At 71.7% G+C, this 16,487-nt stretch carries 12 protein-coding genes; 3 read left to right on the top strand and 9 right to left on the bottom strand.

Going from position 1 to position 16,487, the window contains the following annotated elements; all coding sequences use genetic code 11:
* Window positions 1-880 (top strand): aKG-HExxH-type peptide beta-hydroxylase (locus ACWDX9_RS20480; RefSeq protein ID WP_449956108.1); only part of this gene is annotated, 880 nt, incomplete at its 5' end.
* Between the two features lie 4 nt (window positions 881-884).
* Here ACWDX9_RS20480 and fxsT read toward each other — a convergent pair.
* Entirely contained in the window at window positions 885-3,461 is a 2,577-nt protein-coding gene (fxsT, locus tag ACWDX9_RS20475) for an FxSxx-COOH system tetratricopeptide repeat protein (protein WP_449956105.1), read from the bottom strand.
* A 289-nt stretch (window positions 3,462-3,750) separates the two neighbouring features.
* On the opposite strand from fxsT, the gene ACWDX9_RS20470 reads away from it, so the two are divergent.
* Together ACWDX9_RS20470 and ACWDX9_RS20465 are read left to right on the top strand one after the other, a co-directional pair.
* A complete protein-coding gene (locus ACWDX9_RS20470) occupies window positions 3,751-4,692 on the top strand; it encodes an SIR2 family NAD-dependent protein deacylase (RefSeq protein WP_449956102.1) in 942 nt (313 codons plus the stop codon).
* On the top strand, window positions 4,689-6,494 hold the full coding sequence (locus tag ACWDX9_RS20465) for a tetratricopeptide repeat protein (protein WP_449956100.1): 1,806 nt from the start codon (window positions 4,689-4,691) through the stop codon (window positions 6,492-6,494). Before ACWDX9_RS20470 ends, ACWDX9_RS20465 begins: the two co-directional genes overlap by 4 nt.
* Here ACWDX9_RS20465 and ACWDX9_RS20460 read toward each other — a convergent pair.
* The 8 genes from ACWDX9_RS20460 to ACWDX9_RS20425 are packed head-to-tail and all read right to left on the bottom strand — an operon-like array spanning window position 6,479 to window position 16,478.
* Entirely contained in the window at window positions 6,479-9,169 is a 2,691-nt protein-coding gene (locus tag ACWDX9_RS20460; RefSeq protein WP_449956097.1) for a glycoside hydrolase family 38 N-terminal domain-containing protein, read from the bottom strand. The two genes, ACWDX9_RS20465 and ACWDX9_RS20460, sit on opposite strands and share 16 nt — an antisense overlap.
* Window positions 9,166-10,245 (bottom strand): Gfo/Idh/MocA family protein, encoded by a 1,080-nt coding sequence (locus ACWDX9_RS20455; protein ID WP_449956095.1) that lies wholly within the window; start codon window positions 10,243-10,245, stop codon window positions 9,166-9,168. Before ACWDX9_RS20455 ends, ACWDX9_RS20460 begins: the two co-directional genes overlap by 4 nt.
* The gene (locus ACWDX9_RS20450; RefSeq protein WP_449956092.1) at window positions 10,242-11,138 is read right to left on the bottom strand and encodes a TIM barrel protein; all 897 of its coding nucleotides are present in this window, start codon (window positions 11,136-11,138) and stop codon (window positions 10,242-10,244) included. The genes ACWDX9_RS20455 and ACWDX9_RS20450 overlap by 4 nt, the downstream gene beginning before the upstream one ends.
* On the bottom strand, window positions 11,129-12,307 hold the full coding sequence (locus ACWDX9_RS20445) for a CehA/McbA family metallohydrolase (protein ID WP_449956090.1): 1,179 nt from the start codon (window positions 12,305-12,307) through the stop codon (window positions 11,129-11,131). Before ACWDX9_RS20445 ends, ACWDX9_RS20450 begins: the two co-directional genes overlap by 10 nt.
* On the bottom strand, window positions 12,304-13,368 hold the full coding sequence (locus ACWDX9_RS20440) for an ABC transporter ATP-binding protein (protein WP_350738999.1): 1,065 nt from the start codon (window positions 13,366-13,368) through the stop codon (window positions 12,304-12,306). The genes ACWDX9_RS20445 and ACWDX9_RS20440 overlap by 4 nt, the downstream gene beginning before the upstream one ends.
* Window positions 13,368-14,186: a carbohydrate ABC transporter permease gene (locus ACWDX9_RS20435; protein WP_364250619.1), complete on the bottom strand. Its 819-nt coding sequence runs from the start codon at window positions 14,184-14,186 to the stop codon at window positions 13,368-13,370. Before ACWDX9_RS20435 ends, ACWDX9_RS20440 begins: the two co-directional genes overlap by 1 nt.
* Complete coding sequence (locus ACWDX9_RS20430) at window positions 14,183-15,109, bottom strand: carbohydrate ABC transporter permease (protein ID WP_449956085.1); 927 nt, start codon at window positions 15,107-15,109, stop codon at window positions 14,183-14,185. The genes ACWDX9_RS20435 and ACWDX9_RS20430 overlap by 4 nt, the downstream gene beginning before the upstream one ends.
* A complete protein-coding gene (locus tag ACWDX9_RS20425; RefSeq protein WP_449956082.1) occupies window positions 15,084-16,478 on the bottom strand; it encodes an extracellular solute-binding protein in 1,395 nt (464 codons plus the stop codon). Before ACWDX9_RS20425 ends, ACWDX9_RS20430 begins: the two co-directional genes overlap by 26 nt.
* Between the last annotated feature and the right edge of the window lie 9 nt (window positions 16,479-16,487).

Genomic DNA, 16,487 nt, shown 5'->3' with positions numbered 1-16,487 from the left:
GCGGCGGCCGCCGCCCGGCCCGCAGCTGGGCCCCGGCGCGTTCGTCCCGGGGCTCGGCACGTTCGCGGACTCCGGTCTCGTCCCGATCCCGTCCCTGCACGCGCAGGCGAACGGGCTGGGGCTGGCGGTCAGGCTCGACGCGGTCGACCCGTACCTGGCGGGCTTCGGCAGGCGGGGCGAGGCGGACCCGGTGTGGTGGCAGCGCGAGCTCGGCCGCGCCTGGCAGGTGCTCTGCGAACGGCATCACCACGCCGCCGGGACGATCGCGGCGGTCTTCACCACGCTCGTGCCGCTGGAGGGCCGTGATCGAGCGCGGCCCGCCAGCGCGACGTCCGGCTGGGCGTACGGGGCGATCGCGCTCTCGCCGCCGCCCGACCCGGTCGCGTTCGCGGAAAGCCTGGTCCACGAGGTGTGGCACCTGGTACTCGGCGCGGTCGAGGACATGGTCGAGCTGACCGATCCCGACGACGGACGCCGCTGGTACGCGCCCTGGCGCTCCGACCCGCGACCGCTCGGCGCGCTGCTGCAGGGCTGTTTCGCGAACTTCGCGATCACCGCGTTCTGGCGCGCCGAACGCCACGCGGACCCGCCCGACGAACGCCACGCCAGCCCGGCCGACGAACGCCACGCGGGCCCGGCCGTCGAGCGGGCGGAGGCGGAGTTCGCCTACCGCCGGGCCATCACGTTCGAGGCGCTGACCCGCGCGAGCGGCTCGGGCGGCCTGACCGGGCCGGGCGAGGTGCTGGTGGACGGGCTGCTGGGCCGGCTCGGCGAGTGGCTGCACGAGCCGGTGCCCGCCTCGGCCGAGCGGCGGGCGGCCGAGCTCCGGGACGGGCACCGTGCGCGCTGGCTGAGCGCCAATCCCGGGTTTTCGATCTAGGCCGTCAGTCGTTCATGGGCTCGATGCCCAGGTTGACCCGGCCGTACTGGGCAGCCAGCCGGGCATGCGGGTGGTCGGGCATGATCGAGCGCTGGTAGCCGTCGAGCATCTTCTCCCGCAGGCTCTGGGCGCCGTCCTTGTCTCCGTCGGCGTTGCGGTCGAGGGACAGGTTGGCCATGGCGGCCAGGGTGTTGGGGTGGTCAGGGCCCCGCGTCGTGAGGTTGCGCTCGAGCACGGTCTCGCCCAGCCTCCGGGCCTGCCCCACCTCGCCCAGCGCGGCCAGGTCGCTGGCCAGGTTGTACATGGCGATCAGGGTGTTGGGGTGGGTGTCGCCCAGGAGGGCCTTCATCCCCTCGGCCGCCCGCTCGCTCAGCCCGCGGGCGCCGCCCGGATTGTTCCTGACGCGCAGCACGATGGCCAGGTTGTTGTAGGCCGCCAGCGTGTTGGGGTGGTCGGGGCCGGCCACCTTCTCCAGGCTCAGCACCGTCTCCTCGCCCAGCCGCTGGGCGCCGGCCAGGTCTTCGGTGAGCCGGTAGTCGTTGATGAGGTTGGTGGCCGACTGCAGCGTCTGGCGGTGCTCCTGGCCGAGGGTCGACTTGTGCCGCTCCCAGGCCTTCACTCCCTGGACGAAGGCGTCCTCGTAGAGGCCGACCCGGTTGAGCGCCACGCTGAAGTCGATGGCGACCAGGAGCCGGAACTGGTTCCACGGCTGGTTCTTGCGGTCGATGGCGTTGCTGATCCGCCGGATCAGGTCGAGGGACTCCTCGTAGCGCCCCAGCCCGCGCAGGTCGCGGGAGCGGCCGAACTGCGAGCTCAGCGTCGCGTGCTCGACCGGGCCGAAGATGCGCTGCCGCTCGGCCAGCGTCTCGTCGTCGTAGCGCAGGGCCTCCTGGAAGCGGCCCAGGCAGCGCAGGCTCACCGCCACGTTGCTGCGGATCCGCAGCGTGTCGGGGTGGTCGGGGCGCAGTTGCTGCTCGAAGAGCGGCAGCAGCCTCAGGTCGTTGTCCAGCGCGTCGGCGTAGCGGCCGAGCAGCCGCAGCCCGACGTCGTGCACCCGGGCGCAGCTCAGGTAGACGGCGTCCAGCTCGCCGAAGTTGTCACGCAGCCGCTGGAGGGTGTCGGCGTGCAGGCGCAGGCTCTCCTCCCACTGGCCGGCGGTGCGCAGCGCGTTGCCGACCTGGACCGCCAGGGCCAGGGTCTGCTTGTCGTCCTGGCCGAACCGCTGCCGCCACAGCTCCAGCGTCGGCAGGCCGATCCGCAGGCTCTCCTGGTGGCCGCCACGGCGGTAGAGCTGCTCGACCTGGTTGATGATCAGCTTGCGGACCAGGCGGTCGGCGGACTCGACCGCCCGCGAGGGCACCAGGTGCTGCAGGGACCGCTGGTAGATCTGCTCGCTGTCCTCGCGGTCGACCGCTCCGGGATCAGAGGCGGCCATCAGGAGGTGGGCTGCCTCCTGGAAGCGGGCCGCGGCCTCCGGGTCCTCGCGCACCATGCGGTCCCTGGTCACGGCCTGCACGACGCGGTGCAGCTGCACGACGTTGCGCACGCCGTCGAGCTTGAGCATGGAGTAGCGGCCCAGCTCCCTGGCCGCCCTGCGGAACTCCGTCACGCCGCTCAGCACCCGGTCGAGCGGCGGCGGCAGCTTGGAGGCCACGGCGGGCTGCACGAGCAGCTCCTCGGCGATCGGCTCGGCGGAGAGGCTGGCCAGCAGCTTGAACAGCGCGTCTGCCTCCGGCGAGATCTTGCTGCGCGAGACGCTCCACGTCGTCGCCACGGTCTGCGGGTATTTGATGTCGACCGAGCTGGCCAGCAGCGCGTGCGCGTTGTCGCGGAACAACTCCAGGTATTCGGAGATGCTGGTGCCGGTCTCGTTCAGATACGCGGCGGCGTGCTCGGCGGCCAGCGGGAGGTTTCCGAGCTGATTGGCCAGCTCCTTCGCGTCGGCCTCGGCTTCCACGGAGCCGGACCTACCCGGGTCGGCCAGGGCGGTCACCCGCCTATGAAAGAACTTGACCGTTTCGTCGGGAAGGAACTCCCCCACCTCGATCCCGTCGAGGTCCATCGCCCGCCGCCAGTGCCGGTCGCGCGTGGTGATGATGACGTGGCCGCCGCCGCTGGGCAGGTAGTGCTGCACCGCGTTGGCGCTCTCGACGTTGTCGTAGATCAGCAGCCATCGCTCGTAGAGCTCGCGGTTGGCGAGGGCGGACAGGACCAGCCTGGCGGAGTAGTCGCGATCGTCGGGGCGGAAGCCGTCGAGGGACATCTTGCGGCCCAGCCCGATCAGCGAGTTGACGATGGTCTCCTCCTGCTCGGCCCTGATCCACCAGACGAGGTCGTAGTCCTCCGCGTGGCGGTGCGCGTATTCGGCGGCGATCTCGGTCTTGCCGATGCCGCCCATGCCGTAGACGGGCTGGGGCGGCTGGCCGACCAGCGCGGTCGAGTGCTGCGCGAGCCGGCTGTGGAGCTCGGCGAGCTCACGCTCACGACCGGTGAAACAGCGGTTGCGGAACGGGATCTCCCGCCCCCAGAGGGTGGGGCGGCGTTCCTGCCGCGCGACGTCCTCCATCACGATCACCGCCACTGGTCGCTATTCGGCTTTCGCCACCGATCCTAATGCGATATCTGCCCGCCGCAGGTCGCGTCCGCACCCAGCGGAAAGAGCATTTCCCTCCGAAGCGGACCGCCCTTAATGGCGGTTTGCTGCGTCACTTAAAGCGCTCTTTGTCGGGATTACTAACATATATTGGGCTATGTCGGAGATGACGCCGCGCCACCATGCGGCCATTCTCGGCTATTGACTGCGGCGGCCCTTTCATGGACCCTCTGAAGGGTTCCGCACCTCGCCGCCATGACCCGGAAGGCGGTGACGCGTGCACGCCGGTGGCATCGACCGCGAGAACGAGGCCGCCTGGGATCTGCTGATCGGGGATCTCAACAATGGTGACTGCATCCCCTTTCTCGGCGCGGGAGCCAGCGCGGAGCGGCTCCCGCTCGGTGGTCAGCTCGCCGCGAAATGGGCCGGCAAGATCAACTACCCGTACGCGGATTCCGACAACCTGGCACGCGTGATGCAATACGCGACCACGATGGTCTATCGTGACGCAACCAGGACGAAACGCGAATTCCTGAGGGCCGAGTTCGCCAACGCGACCCCGCCCGACCGGACGGATCAATTCCCCGTGCACGCGGTGCTGGCCCGCTACCCTCTCCCCCTGTACATCACCACGAACTACGACGACTTCATGTTCCTGGCGCTGCAGCAGGCGAGGAAACAACCCATTTGGGACTTGTGTCCGTGGTATGCGATGTCTTCCGACGACTGGACCGGGAGTCCTTTTCGTGAACCAGCCTTCACCCCGTGCGTGGAGCGGCCACTCGTGTTCCATCTGCACGGCCACCACAAGGAGCCGCACTCGATCGTGCTCATCGAGGACGACTACCTCGACTTCCTGGTCAGGCTGGCCCAGGACGGCAGGCACACCAACGCGTCGTCCGCTGCCCTCCGCGGCGGACACCCGATGACGCTGCTGCCCTTCCCGGTCCGCACCGCGCTGCGGACGAAGGCGCTGCTGTTCATCGGCTACGGCCTGCGCGACTGGACGTTCCACGTCATGTTCCGGACCCTGCTGCACGGCCTGCCCGGCACCATGCGCAGGGAGCACACGAGCATCCAGCTCAACCCGGACGACCACTCCGCCGAGGAGCGCCAATACCTCGCGCGCTACTTCCAGGCCCAGAGCATCCGCATCCTGTGGGAGACCCCGCGCTCGCTCAACGACAAGCTTGCCGCCGGACTCCGGGGGACGCCATGACCAGCAATCCCGAGCCGTACGTCGGCCCGCGCCCCTTCCGCCGCACCGAGTCCGCCCTGTTCCACGGCAGGTCGGAGGAGGCCCGCCACCTGCGGGACGCCTGGCTGTCCGAGCGGGTGGTCGTGCTCCACGGCCCCGCCGCAGTCGGCAAGACGTCCCTGCTGCACGCCGGGGTCCTCCCGCTGCTCGACGACGAGCCGCGCACGCTGACCCTGCCCGTCGGACGGCTGATCCACCAGCCCACCTGGCCCCTCGCGCACGCGTCCGGGCCGGGCGGCTACCGCTTCACCCTGATCAGCAGCTGGACCCCCGCCCGCCAGACCCCCGACCCCGGGCAGACGGTCGGCTCGGCGCTGGAGAGCATCCTCGCCGGCGCCGCCCCGCACCGGGTGCTGGCCGCGATCGACCACATGGAAGAGCTGTTCACGGCCTTCCCCGCCCGGCTGCCCGAGCGCGACCGCCTCATCGGCGAGCTGGCCCAGGCCCTGCGGGACCTGCCGCTCAACCTGCTGCTCCTGGTGCGCGACGACCAGCTCGCCACGCTGAGCGGCTACGAAGGGCTGCTGAGCCCCCAGCCGTTCGCCTATGTGCGCCTCGACGGCCTGGGGCAGGCGTCCGCGGTGGCCGCGGTGACGAGACCGGCCTCGCAGAGCGGCCACCGCTACGCGCCCGGCGTGGCGGAGCGGCTGGTCGAGCGGCTGCGCAAGACGACCTACACCGACCGGCTGGGCGAGAGCGTCGAGATCGTCAATGAGCGGGTCTCGCCCTTCGAGCTGCAGATCGCGTGCGCGGCGCTCTGGTCGGGCCTGGGCGACTACGACGACACGATCACCGCGGAGCTGCTCGCCCAGCTCGGCGACCTCACCGGCATCCTCGCCGCCTACTTCGACCGCGCGGTCCGCGACGTGAGCCTGGAGACCGGCGTGTCCGAGCCGGAGCTGCGCGCCTGGATCGAGACGACCTTCATCACCGAGCGGGGCACGCGCGGCACCGCCTACCGCGGCCTGACGCAGACCGCCGACATGCCCAACGCCGTGGTGGACGCCCTGGTGGCCCGGCACATCCTCACGGAGGAGCAGCGCGCCAGGAGCCTGTGGTACCAGCTCGGCCAGGAACGCCTGGTCGAGGCCATCCGCACCGCTCACCACGTCACGCCTGCCCGCGACCGACCGCAGGAGCACACGCCCGCCGACTTCCGCGCCGCCGCCGAGGCCGCGCTCGGTGAGGGCAACTTCATCTCGGCCCGCCGCTTCGCCGACGTGGCGGCCAGCCGCTCCTTGGAGCAGGGCGACGAGCGGCAGTTCGCCAACCTGCTGGCGTTCAAGGCGGAGGTCGCCAGGGTCGAGGGCGACCTGGAGGCCGCCAGGGAGACGCTGACCGCGGCGCGCTCGCAGTTCGAGAGCCAGCAGGACGCCCTGGCCACCGTACGGGTCCTGACGGCGCTCGCCGAGGTCTGCCTGTCGATGGGCAGCCCGGACGAGGCGGTGGACCTGGGCCGGCAGGCGGTGGCCAGGATGCCGGGAGACGTCCCGGCCCGCACGCTCCTGGCCCACGCGCTCTGGCGGGCCGGCTCGCCCGCGGACGCGGAGGCCGCCTTCAACGATGCGCTCGACCTGGACCGCAACGCCGCCCGGGCACTCTACGGCCGGGGCCAGGTCCGGATCGCGCTCCGCGATTTCCGCGGCGCGCTGGCGGACCTGGACCGGGCACTGGCGCTCGGCCTGCCCCGGTCCGAGGAGGACCTGGCCAGGGAGGCGCGCGAGCAGGCACTGAGGCGGCTCGTCGGCTATCCGGAGAGCTGAACCGTCGCGATCTCCCACGGCTTCAGCGCCAGGCGGAGCACGCCGTCCGCGACCGGGAGCCGATCGCCGGGGCGGCCGCGCAGGTCGGCGTGGCGGGCCTCGGTGAAGGCGCCCTCGATGACGGCCTCCGTGGCGGCCGGCGTGAGGGCCACGACCCTGAGCTCCTGCCGGTCGTCACGCATCCGCAGCGAGGTCATCACCACGCCGTCGCCCGTCACCGACAGCCCGGGCGCGGGATCGGGCAGCGCCGAAGCGCGGTCGCCCCGGCCCGGGATCACGAGCAGGTCGTGGCGGAAGGTCTCGGCCTGCGGCACGACCTCCTGCCAGGACTCCGCGTACGGCATCAGCGCCAGGCTCACCGAGCGGATCCCGCGTGACTGGGCGGCCGGGGTCGGCAGCTGCGGCCCGGCCGGCTCGGGACGCAGGGCGTTGCGGTTGCGGGACAGGTAGGCGACCGAACGCAGGAGCGTGAGGGCCAGCTCGCCGTCCGCCACCTCGTACTCCGTCACGTGCTCCAGCAGCGCCGCCACGCCTCCGGCCGCCACCCACGAGGAGGCGGGGAAGGTGGGCAGCGGGGTCTCCCCGCAGCCGCCTTCCGAGGTGAGCCCGCGGGTGACGACCGCGAACTGGCCCTCGGCGTGCGACTCCGTCGCCGGGGCGGGCAGCGGCACGTGCAGCCGAACCCGATGGTCCGCGCACCGGTTGTCGAACTCGACGCGCAGGCGTGCGTACGGCTCGCCGGCCCGCAGCTCGACGCGGGTGGTGACGACGATCTCCTCGGTCCGCGGGGCCCGCGAGGGAGCGGGCAGCTCGGGCGCGCCGTCGATCCCGTCCCCCGACGCCGGCCACCGGTACGTACGCCGTACGTCCACCGCCGCCACCAGCGGACCCGAGCAGATCAGCTCCGTCTCGACGGACGACGGCTCGGACACGAGCAGGTCGTCGGCCGGAGGCGCGTGGTTGTAGGTGTCGCCGACGTCGCCGCCGTCCACGATGCGCCCGGCTCCCGTGACCGTCGTGCCGTCGGCACCCACCAGCGTCAGCGTGCCGTCGCCGGCGATCGTGACCCGCAGCAGGCCGTTGTCCAGCACCTCCTCGTCGCCGCGCACCGGCGTAGGAGCCGGCCGGCCCTCGCCGGCGGGTGACCCCTGCACGTGCTCGCGGGGCACCGGCCGGATGCTCGTGTGGCCCAGCGGCGGCACCTCCACCAGGGCGGCGACCGTGCGCCTCGGCTCGGCGAGGATGCGCACCCGCCGCACGCCACCGGTCGCCGCGCGCAGGTCGTCCAGGTCGATCACGGCCGACGTCTCCCGCGCCACCGTGAACGTCAGCGTCCCGCCCTCCACCGACCACGCCGTGATGTGCTGCCCGTACAGCTCGGTGCCGTGGACGAAGGTCAGCGCCGTGGCGGCGTCCATCTCCTCGTCCAGCAGCAGCGTGGGCGCGTACTCCAGCGGCTGCACCGGCACCGGCGCGCCCGAGGGGTCCACCAGCGGGTCGGTGCCGGCCACGTCCACGACCACGACGCCGCTGCGCGCGGCGGGCGTCGGGTTGACGAGGAGCACCCCGTCGGAGGGCACCGATGCGGCCAGCCGGGCGGTCACCATGTCGCGTACGGCCTGGCCGAGGTGCTCGGCCTCGGCGATGCGCGCGGCCACCTGCTGGGCGGTGTCGTCCACGCCGCAGCCGGTCACCGAGTCGTGGCCGCTGGCGTCGACCAGCCGCCACCACGCCATGTCGAGGAAGCGGCCCGGCCACTCGGCGCCCCAGAGGGTGGCCAGCGGCTCGGCGTAGCGCTCGACCATCCGCTCGGCGCGGCCCATGGCCTGCTTGACGTGGGCCCGGACCGAGATGACGCCGGGCAGGATGTTGGCGCGGGCGTGGGAGCGCAGCTCGCCTTCGACGCGCGGCAGCCCGTCCACCTCACCGGAATATTTCCCGATATATCCGGACAGGGTGTCCATCCGGGCGCCGATCGCCGCCACCATCTCCGGCAGCCCGCGCACCGGCGCCGAGTGGTCCGTGCCGTACATGGCCAGCAGCGCGCCCTCGGGCCCGTGCCACTCCCGCATGGTCGTGACGAACGCGGCCGCCCGCTCGGTCAGCCCGGCCGAGTCAGAGAACAGGTGCGCCCCGTTCCCGTAGCCGCCCGCGGGCAGGTACTGGGTGCGCAGCGCCGTCCCGTCCGGCGCGACCCAGGCGAAGGCGTCCGTGGTCACCGAGGACGGCACCCCGCGGTAGACGCACGCGTGCAGCAGCCCGGCCTTGCGCAGGATCTGCGGCATCTGCGCCGTGTGCCCGAACATGTCGGGCAGGTACCCCACCGGCATCGCCCCGCCGAGCTTGTCCGCCCGGCTCATGCCCAGTTCGAGGTTGCGCACGATGTTCTCGCCCGAGCACAGGAACTCGTCGAGCAGGATCTGCCACGGCCCCACCGCCAGCCGTCCCGACTCGACGAGCGCGGCGATCCGGTCGCGGTTCTCGGGCCGCACCTCCAGATAGTCGTCCACGCAGGCCAGCTGCCCGTCGAGGGTGAAGTGGTAGGCGGGCTCGCGCTCCATGGTGTCGAGCACCTCGTCGAGCAGCGCCACCAGCCGCAGCCGGAAGCGCTGGAACGGCTCGTACCACTCCCGGTCCCAGTGCGTGTGCGGTACGACGACAATCTCGGTGCTCACGCGCCCTCCCCTCCGATGGGCAGATCATGCTGTACGGCGTAACGAGCGGCGATCCGCTGGGCGGTCACGATGTCCTCCAGCCCGCCGCCCGCGTCCGTGAGGGGCGGCTTGCCATCGTTCACGAAAGCATGAAAGGCGGCCAGCTGTACCTCGAACGCCTCGGTCACGTCGCGGTATTCGGTGCGGCTCTCGGCGCCGGAGACCACGGTGAGCGTGGTGGGCGCGTTCATCAGGTAGGGCGAGGGGAAGACCAGCTCCAGCGAGCCCCTGTCGTGGTGGATGGCCACGGTCTCGCGGTAGGCCGGGTAGTCCTCCAGGTAGTGCCAGCGGATGGAGAACCGCCCCCGGACGGGCAGGGGCCCGGTGATCTCGATGGACCCCGGCGCGGGCCCCCACGCCTCAACGTACGAGATTTCCGTAGGCGACCCGGTAAAGCGCCTCAAGAGCGACAAATCGTGGCATATCGAGCCCAAGGCCACCCCGTACAGCGCCCGTACCTGCTCCGGCGCCGACTCCCCCAGCGCCCGCGAGACCAGGTCGCGCTCGGCGGCCCGCAACGAGTCGAGCAGCCCCGGATCCACGTCCCGCGCCTGCGTCAGGTTCGCGAACGCCAGCTGCGACTCCCCGCTCGGATGCAGCACGGTCACCTCGACCGACCTGATCGCCTCCGGTCCGCCCAGCTCGGCCAGCAGTTCCTCGGCCCGGCGCACGGCCGGGTCGTACTGCTTCATGTAGCCCACCATCAGCCGCCCCTCGGGGAGGCCGGCCACCTCGGCCCTGGTCAGCGCGAGCGGCTTCTCGCACAGCACGGCGTACCCGCCGGCCAGCGCCCGGCCGACCGTCTCCCCGTGCGAGCCCGAGGCGAGCACCAGCACGGCCTCGAAACCCCCGGCCGAGAGCAGCTCAGCCACCGACGTGAAGCGCCCGGCCGCGCCCAGCCGCTCACCCACCGCGTCGGCGAGCGTCCGCGACAGGTCGCAGACCGCGACCACCTCGAACAGGTCGCGCCGCCTCGACAGCAACGGCACGTAGACCGCCTGCGTGACGGCGCCGCATCCCACCAGCGCGATTCTCACAGTCCCAAGTCCTCCAGCCTGCGGCGGTTGACCGCCTGGTCGGCGATGTTCTGGGCGACGGTGCGGCGTCCGGGCAGGGTGTCCTGCTCGATGACGACCCAGCCCGCGTAGTCGATCTCGTCCAGGACGCGCACCACGGCGGGCAGGTCGAGCTCGCCCTCACCGAGCGGGGCGAACCCGCCGCGCCCCATGAGCTCGCGCAGGTCCACGCCGTCGGCCAGGGCCTGGGCGAGGATCTTCGTGTCGCCGTCCTTGATGTGCACGTGCCCGACCCGGCCCGACCAGTCGCGCAGCGCGCTCACCGGGTCGCCCCCGGCCAGCAGCAGGTGGCCGGTGTCCAGGCAGAGCTGCACGTCGGTCAGCTCCAGCAGCCGCTCGACGTCGTCGGGGGTCTCGACGTAGGTGCCGAGGTGGTGGTGGAACACGGGCTCCAGCCCGCGCTCGCGGCACCGGTCGACCGCGTCCTGCACCCGGGCCGCGTAGCCCGCCCACTCGGACACCGCCAATCCTGGAACGCTCCCACCCGGGCGCGCGAACCGCTCCGGCGACCCCGAGCAGGCCAGCGTGGGCCGCGGCCCGAACCCCTCGGGCGCCGGCGGCGCGGCGGCGAACACGTCGAGCGCGGCCTCCAGCGAGGGCCGCCCGGCCTCAAACGCCGCCGCGTCGCTGTAGGGCAGGTCCACCCAGCCGCCCGCGAGCAGCAGCCCGTTCCCGGCCAGCCGGTCGGCGAGCCCGGATCCGGTGCCCAGGTAGCCGATCGGCCCGGAGTCGATGCCCTCGTACCCGGCCTCGGACAGCGCGCGGACCATCTCGTCGGCGCTCAACGGTGGCGGCTCGGTGGCCAGCTCGAAGACACCGAAGCTCACGGGCGCGTTGGCGACCTTCACTCGCATAGCGCGATCACCTCGTTCTCGTAGGTTTCCAGGCGGTGGCGTCCGTCAAGGGCCCGCAGCAGGACGCGCTCCCCGCGTACGACCTGCCGGGTGCCGTCGGGGCGTACCAGGACCAGGCCGTCGGCGTCCAGGGCGAGCAGTTCGTCGCCCAGCCTGAGCAGCAGCGGCCCGTCGGGGCCGGGGGAGACGGCGGTGTGCCCGGCGCGGACGCCGTCCAGCACCGTGCTCGTGTCCTCGGCCAGCACCCACGTCGTCGGTCCGCCGGGCAGGCCGTCGGAGCCGTGGCGGTGGAAGTCGCTGCCGCCGATCGCGATCACGTCGTCACGCCAGGCGTCCGCCCAGGCCAGCGGCGCGCCCCAGCGGCGGTCCCACCAGCCGGAGCTCCAGACCTCGGCGATCCGGGGCCGCCGGGTGATGGGCAGCAGCCAGGCGCAGTCGCCGCCGAGCGGGTGGTTGATCGAGATCAGCCCGCCCGCGCGCTCGGCGTGCTCGACCCAGGAGTCGGCCGGCTGCCGGAAGTCCACCCAGCCGACCTCGCCGAACACGTTCGCGTGGCCCCGGTCGGTGGTGACCTCCTGACCCGGGATGAGCGTGATCCCACGGTCGATCTTGCCCAGCCAGGGGTGGTGGCTGACGGTGTTGTGGTCGGTGACGGCCAGGAAGTCGAGGCCGCGCCCGTGGGCCAGCTCGGCCAGTTCGGCGATGGTCAGGCTGCCGTCGCTGTGCAGGGTGTGGGCGTGGAAGTCGCCCGCGAACCACCGCAGGCCGTCGACCGACGGCACGTCCCGCCGGGGCGGGCGCTCCCCGTGCGGCGGCTCCTCGGCCACCGGCCCGGCGGGGGCGACGGCCGAGGTGGTGATCTCCAGCGAGTAGTCGAGGCCCTGCGGCGGGATGCGGTGCAGCCGCAGCCACACGTGCCACGTGCCCGCCTCCGGCTCGCCCGGCAGGTAGCCGGGCGTTGCCCAGTCCGGGGTGATCGTGTACTCGTCGCGTGCGCCGCCCGACCAGCCGCGGAAGCCGTCAGGAGCGCCGCAGCCGAGGTCGATGACACCCGCCGACCGGTCGTACGCCAGCCGCACGGTCACGGCGGCGGTCCCCGCGGGCACCTCGAAGGGCACCTCGCGCAGGATCCGCTCCAGCCGGTCGTCCAGGCTCCAGTGCCCTCTCAAACAAGCTCTCCGTCCCGGTAGACGAGGGCGCGGTCACGCCGGGGCGTCGCGTAGCCGTCGTCGCCGATCTCGGGCTCGCTCCCCTCGGGCACGACGGCCTGCACGGTCACGTCGTTGACGTCGAGGGTCACCAGGTGGGACGCGCCGAGGTTCTCCACGATGGCCACCTTGCCGCCCAGCGCGCCCCCGCCGGGCTCGGGCGAGTAGGCCAGGTATTCGGGTCGCACGCCGTACACGATCTTCTCCCCGTCGGAGAGCCGTCCCTCGGCCGAGGCCGGGACCGCCACCTTGCACCCTGCCACCTCCAGCGTGTCACCTCGTACGACGCCGTCGAGCAGGTTCATGGGTGTCGAGCCGATGAATCCGGCCACGAACGTGTTCGCGGGCCGCTGGAAGACCTCGGCCGGCGTGCCGATCTGCCGGATGTGCCCGGCTTCCATGACGGCCATCCGGTCGGCCATGGCCAGGGCCTCCGCCTGGTCGTGGGTGACGAAGACGGTGGTGACGCCGAGCTCGCGCTGGAGCTTCTTCAGGAACGTACGCGCCTCCAGCCGCAGCCGGGCGTCCAGGTTGGACAGCGGCTCGTCGAACAGGAACGCCTGCGCCTGCGTGGCCATCACCCTGGCCAGCGCCACCCGCTGCTGCTGCCCGCCCGAGAGCTGGCCCGGCCGCCGGTCCATGAGCTGTTCGAGCCCGAGCCGCGCCCCCACCTCGGCGGCCTTGTCGCGGCGGGCGCCCTTGGCGACCTTCTTGATGCGCAGCGGGTAGGCGATGTTGTCCGTGACGTCCATGTGCGGGAAGAGCGCGTAGTCCTGGAAGACCATGGCGACGTCCCGGCCGCCGGGCTGCACGCCCGTCACGTCCCGGTCGCCGATGACCACGGCTCCGCCGGTGGCGGTCTCCAGGCCGGCGATCGTGCGCAGCAGCGTGGTCTTGCCGCAGCCGGAGGGGCCGAGCAGGGCGAAGAACTCGCCGTCGGGGATGACCAGATCGAGCGAGTCGAGCGCCTTCACCCCGCCGGGATAGACCTTGGTCAGCCCGCGTAGTTCGATTCCGGCCATTAACGCTTGATCCCTCCGTGGAAGCGGAAGCCGTACTTCTTGCTGACGAACAGGTACATGAGCACCACGGGGACCGAGTACAGCAGGCCGAACGTGGACAACATGCTGAGGTTGGCCTGGCCGCCCTCGGTGTAGAGGGTGTACGTGATCACCGCCGCCGGCTGCTTCTCGACGTCGCTCAGCAGCAGGTACGGCATGAGGAAGTTCCCCCACACGTTGGCCACCGCCCAGACCCCGACCGTCGCCAGGCCGGGCCGCACCAGGGGCACCACCACGTGCCGCACGATCTGCAGCGGCGTGGCCCCGAAGACCCGCGCCGACTCCTCGTACGACTTCGGCGTGGAGTCCATGAAGTCCTTGAGCATGAAGATCGCCGCCGGCAGCAGCCCGCCGGTCAGGATGAGGATCAGCCCGAGCTGCGAGTCGATGAGGTTGAGCTCGACCGCGAGCTGGAACAGCGGCACCATGGCCGCCGTCCCCGTGATGATCGACGACAGCAGCAGCAACGCGTAGAGCAGCGCGTCCCGGCCGGGCAGCCGCACCCGGCTCAGCGCGTACGCGGCCAGCGCCGCCAGGATCACCACCAGCACGGCCGTGCCGACGGACAGCACCAGGGAGTTGTAGAGGGACGGCAGCGCGTACGGATGCTCGGCCACCGCCCTGAAGTTGTCCAGGGTGAAGTCGGGGACCTTGACCTCGTAGGTCGGGTCGGAGGTGAAGGGCGCCGTCACCAGCCACAGCAGCGGGATCGTGAAGAAGGCCAGCAGCACCGCGATCAGCGTGTAGAAGCCGATCCGGCCCAGCACGAAACGGGTCATTTCCTACTCCGGAGCAGCCGCAGGTAGAACACGGCCACGACCAGGTTGATCAGCAGAATGATCGCGGAGACCGCGGCGCCATAACCCAGCTCGCCGCTCTGCAGCGCGACCTTGTACACGTGCACGGCCAGCACCTCGGACTTGCCGTCGGGGCCGCCGGCGGTCAGCAGGAACGGGGTGAAGTCGTTGAACGTCCACAGGCTGATCAGCAGCAGGTTGGTCAGGATGTGTCCTCTGATGTGCGGGAACACCACGTCCCTGAGCTGCTGCCAGCCGGAGGCCCCGGCCAGCCGGGCGCTCTCCAGGTGCGACGGGGGCACGTTCCCGAGCGCGGCGCCGTACAGCATCATCGAGAACGCGGTGCCGCGCCAGATGTTGAACACGATGATCGAGAGCATCGGGTGGTCGAGCAGCCAGGCGAAGCCCTGGATGCCGAGCAGCGCGTTGAGCGTGCCGCCGTCGCGGTCGAGCAGCGCCACCCACAGGAACGACACGATCGCGCCGGGCAGGATCCAGGCCAGGATGACCAGGCCCTCGACCAGCCGCTTCAGCGGGCCCCGCCGGTCGCGCAGCAGCCAGGCGATGGTGAAGCCGAGCCCGACCTGCCCGATGACCGCCGAGCCCAGCACGAACTCGACGGTCAGCCAGGTGGAGCTCCAGAACTCGGGGTTGGCGGCCGCGTCAAGGAGGTTGGCGAGCCCCACGAACTGCGGCTCCGCGGCGGCGGCGCCGGTCAGGCGGTAGTTCGTGAGGGCGAGATAGAGCACCCAGAGCGCGGGGAAGACCAGGAACGCGGCGACGAGCAGCAGGGCGGGGGCCACGAAGACCCCTGCCCGCAGCCTGCCCAGGCCCGCCGCGTCCGAGCTGTAACGGCTCGGCGCGGCGGCCTCGGTGGCCTCAGGAGGCGATGTTGCCAGGGCCACCGACGATTCCTTCGAGCTTCTTCTGGTAGTCGGCCGCCGCCTGGTCGGGCGCCGTGCCGCCCACCACCGCGGCCGTGGCCTCCTGCAGCGCCACCGACACCTGCGGGTAGACGGCCACCGGCGGCCGGTAGGCCGTCAGCGGCAGCACCTTCTCCGAGATGAACGTCAGCAGCGGCTCACCGGCGAGGATCTCCTTGTTGACGTCGGTGCGGGGCGTGATGCGGACGTTGCCGTCCTTGGTCTCCTCCTTCAGCCCCTCCGGCGAGAGCGTGAAGGCCGCCAGCTCGAAGGCCTCCTTCGGGTGCTTGCTGTTGGGGTTCACCGTACGCAGCGCGCCGCCCGACATGCTGACGAAGTCCTGGCCGCGGATGCCCTTGCCGGGCTCCATCGCGGGGATCATGGCATAGCCGACGACCTGGTCGCGGTCGGCCATCTTGGCCACGCCGGTCGCGGGGTTGACGACGCCGCGCCAGAAGTAGTCGCCCTCCATCAGGATGCCGATCTTCCCCTCGGCGAACTGCTGGAACGACTTGTCGCGGCCCTTGGCCTCCTGCTGGAGCTTGGGGTCGCCGAGGCCGCCGCCGTAGATCTTCTGGTAGAGGCCGAGCGCGTCCTTCAGCGGCTGGGAGGCGCCCGCCCACTTGCCGTCCTTCTGCACCTCGCCGCCCGCGCCCGCGAGCAGCGGCAGCACGCCCTGCATGGAGGTGGCCTCGCCCATCGCCGTGCCGGCGTTGATCTGGATCGGCACGGGCACGCCGGAGGACTTCAGCTTCGTCCCGGCGTCGAGGACCTCCTGCCAGCTCTTCGGCTGCCAGTCGGCCGGCAGCCCGGCCTTCTGGAAGAGCGTCTTGTTGAAGTAGAGCACCCGGCCGTCGGTGCCGACGGGCAGCGCGTACTTCTTGCCGTTGAACGTGGCCAGGCCCTGGACGGCCTCGGGGATCTGCGACCAGCCGTCCCAGCTGTCGGCGTCCGCGCCGGCCAGGTCCGCCAGCGGCTTGAGGTAGCCCGCCTCGGCGAACTCGCCCGCCCAGATGCCGTCGATGTCGATCACGTCGGCGCCCTTGCCTGACTTGAGGTCCAGGGAGAGCTTGGTCTTGTACTGCTCGTCGTCGACGCCGCTGGGGACGAACTTGACCTTGACGTTCTTGCCCTTCGCCTTCTGCGCCGCCTCGAACTTGGGGATCACCCAGTTCGCGATGAAGTTGGCGCCGGCGGCGTTCTTCCCGCCCGCGATGGCGTTCTGGGTGATCGTCAGCTCGATGGCGTCACCGCCTCCGCCGCCGCCGGACGACTGGCCGCAGGCTGCGAGCCCCAGCCCGGCCGCGGTGATGACCGCGACCACACCTATCGACCGTTTCCGCAATGCCATCCAAACCCT

Source organism: Nonomuraea sp. NPDC003201 (assembly GCF_053590415.1).
The sequence above is the reverse complement of the archived record's forward strand: the minus strand, read 5'-3'. Positions and strand labels throughout refer to the sequence as shown.

Excerpts from the sequence above, each read along its gene's own strand:
- ACWDX9_RS20465 (WP_449956100.1), top strand. The coding sequence starts at position 4,689 with ATGACCAGCAATCCCGAGCCGTACGTCGGCCCGCGCCCCTTCCGCCGC.
- ACWDX9_RS20450 (WP_449956092.1), bottom strand. The coding sequence starts at position 11,138 with ATGCGAGTGAAGGTCGCCAACGCGCCCGTGAGCTTCGGTGTCTTCGAG.
- ACWDX9_RS20440 (WP_350738999.1), bottom strand. The coding sequence starts at position 13,368 with ATGGCCGGAATCGAACTACGCGGGCTGACCAAGGTCTATCCCGGCGGG.
- ACWDX9_RS20435 (WP_364250619.1), bottom strand. The coding sequence starts at position 14,186 with ATGACCCGTTTCGTGCTGGGCCGGATCGGCTTCTACACGCTGATCGCG.
- ACWDX9_RS20425 (WP_449956082.1), bottom strand. The coding sequence starts at position 16,478 with ATGGCATTGCGGAAACGGTCGATAGGTGTGGTCGCGGTCATCACCGCG.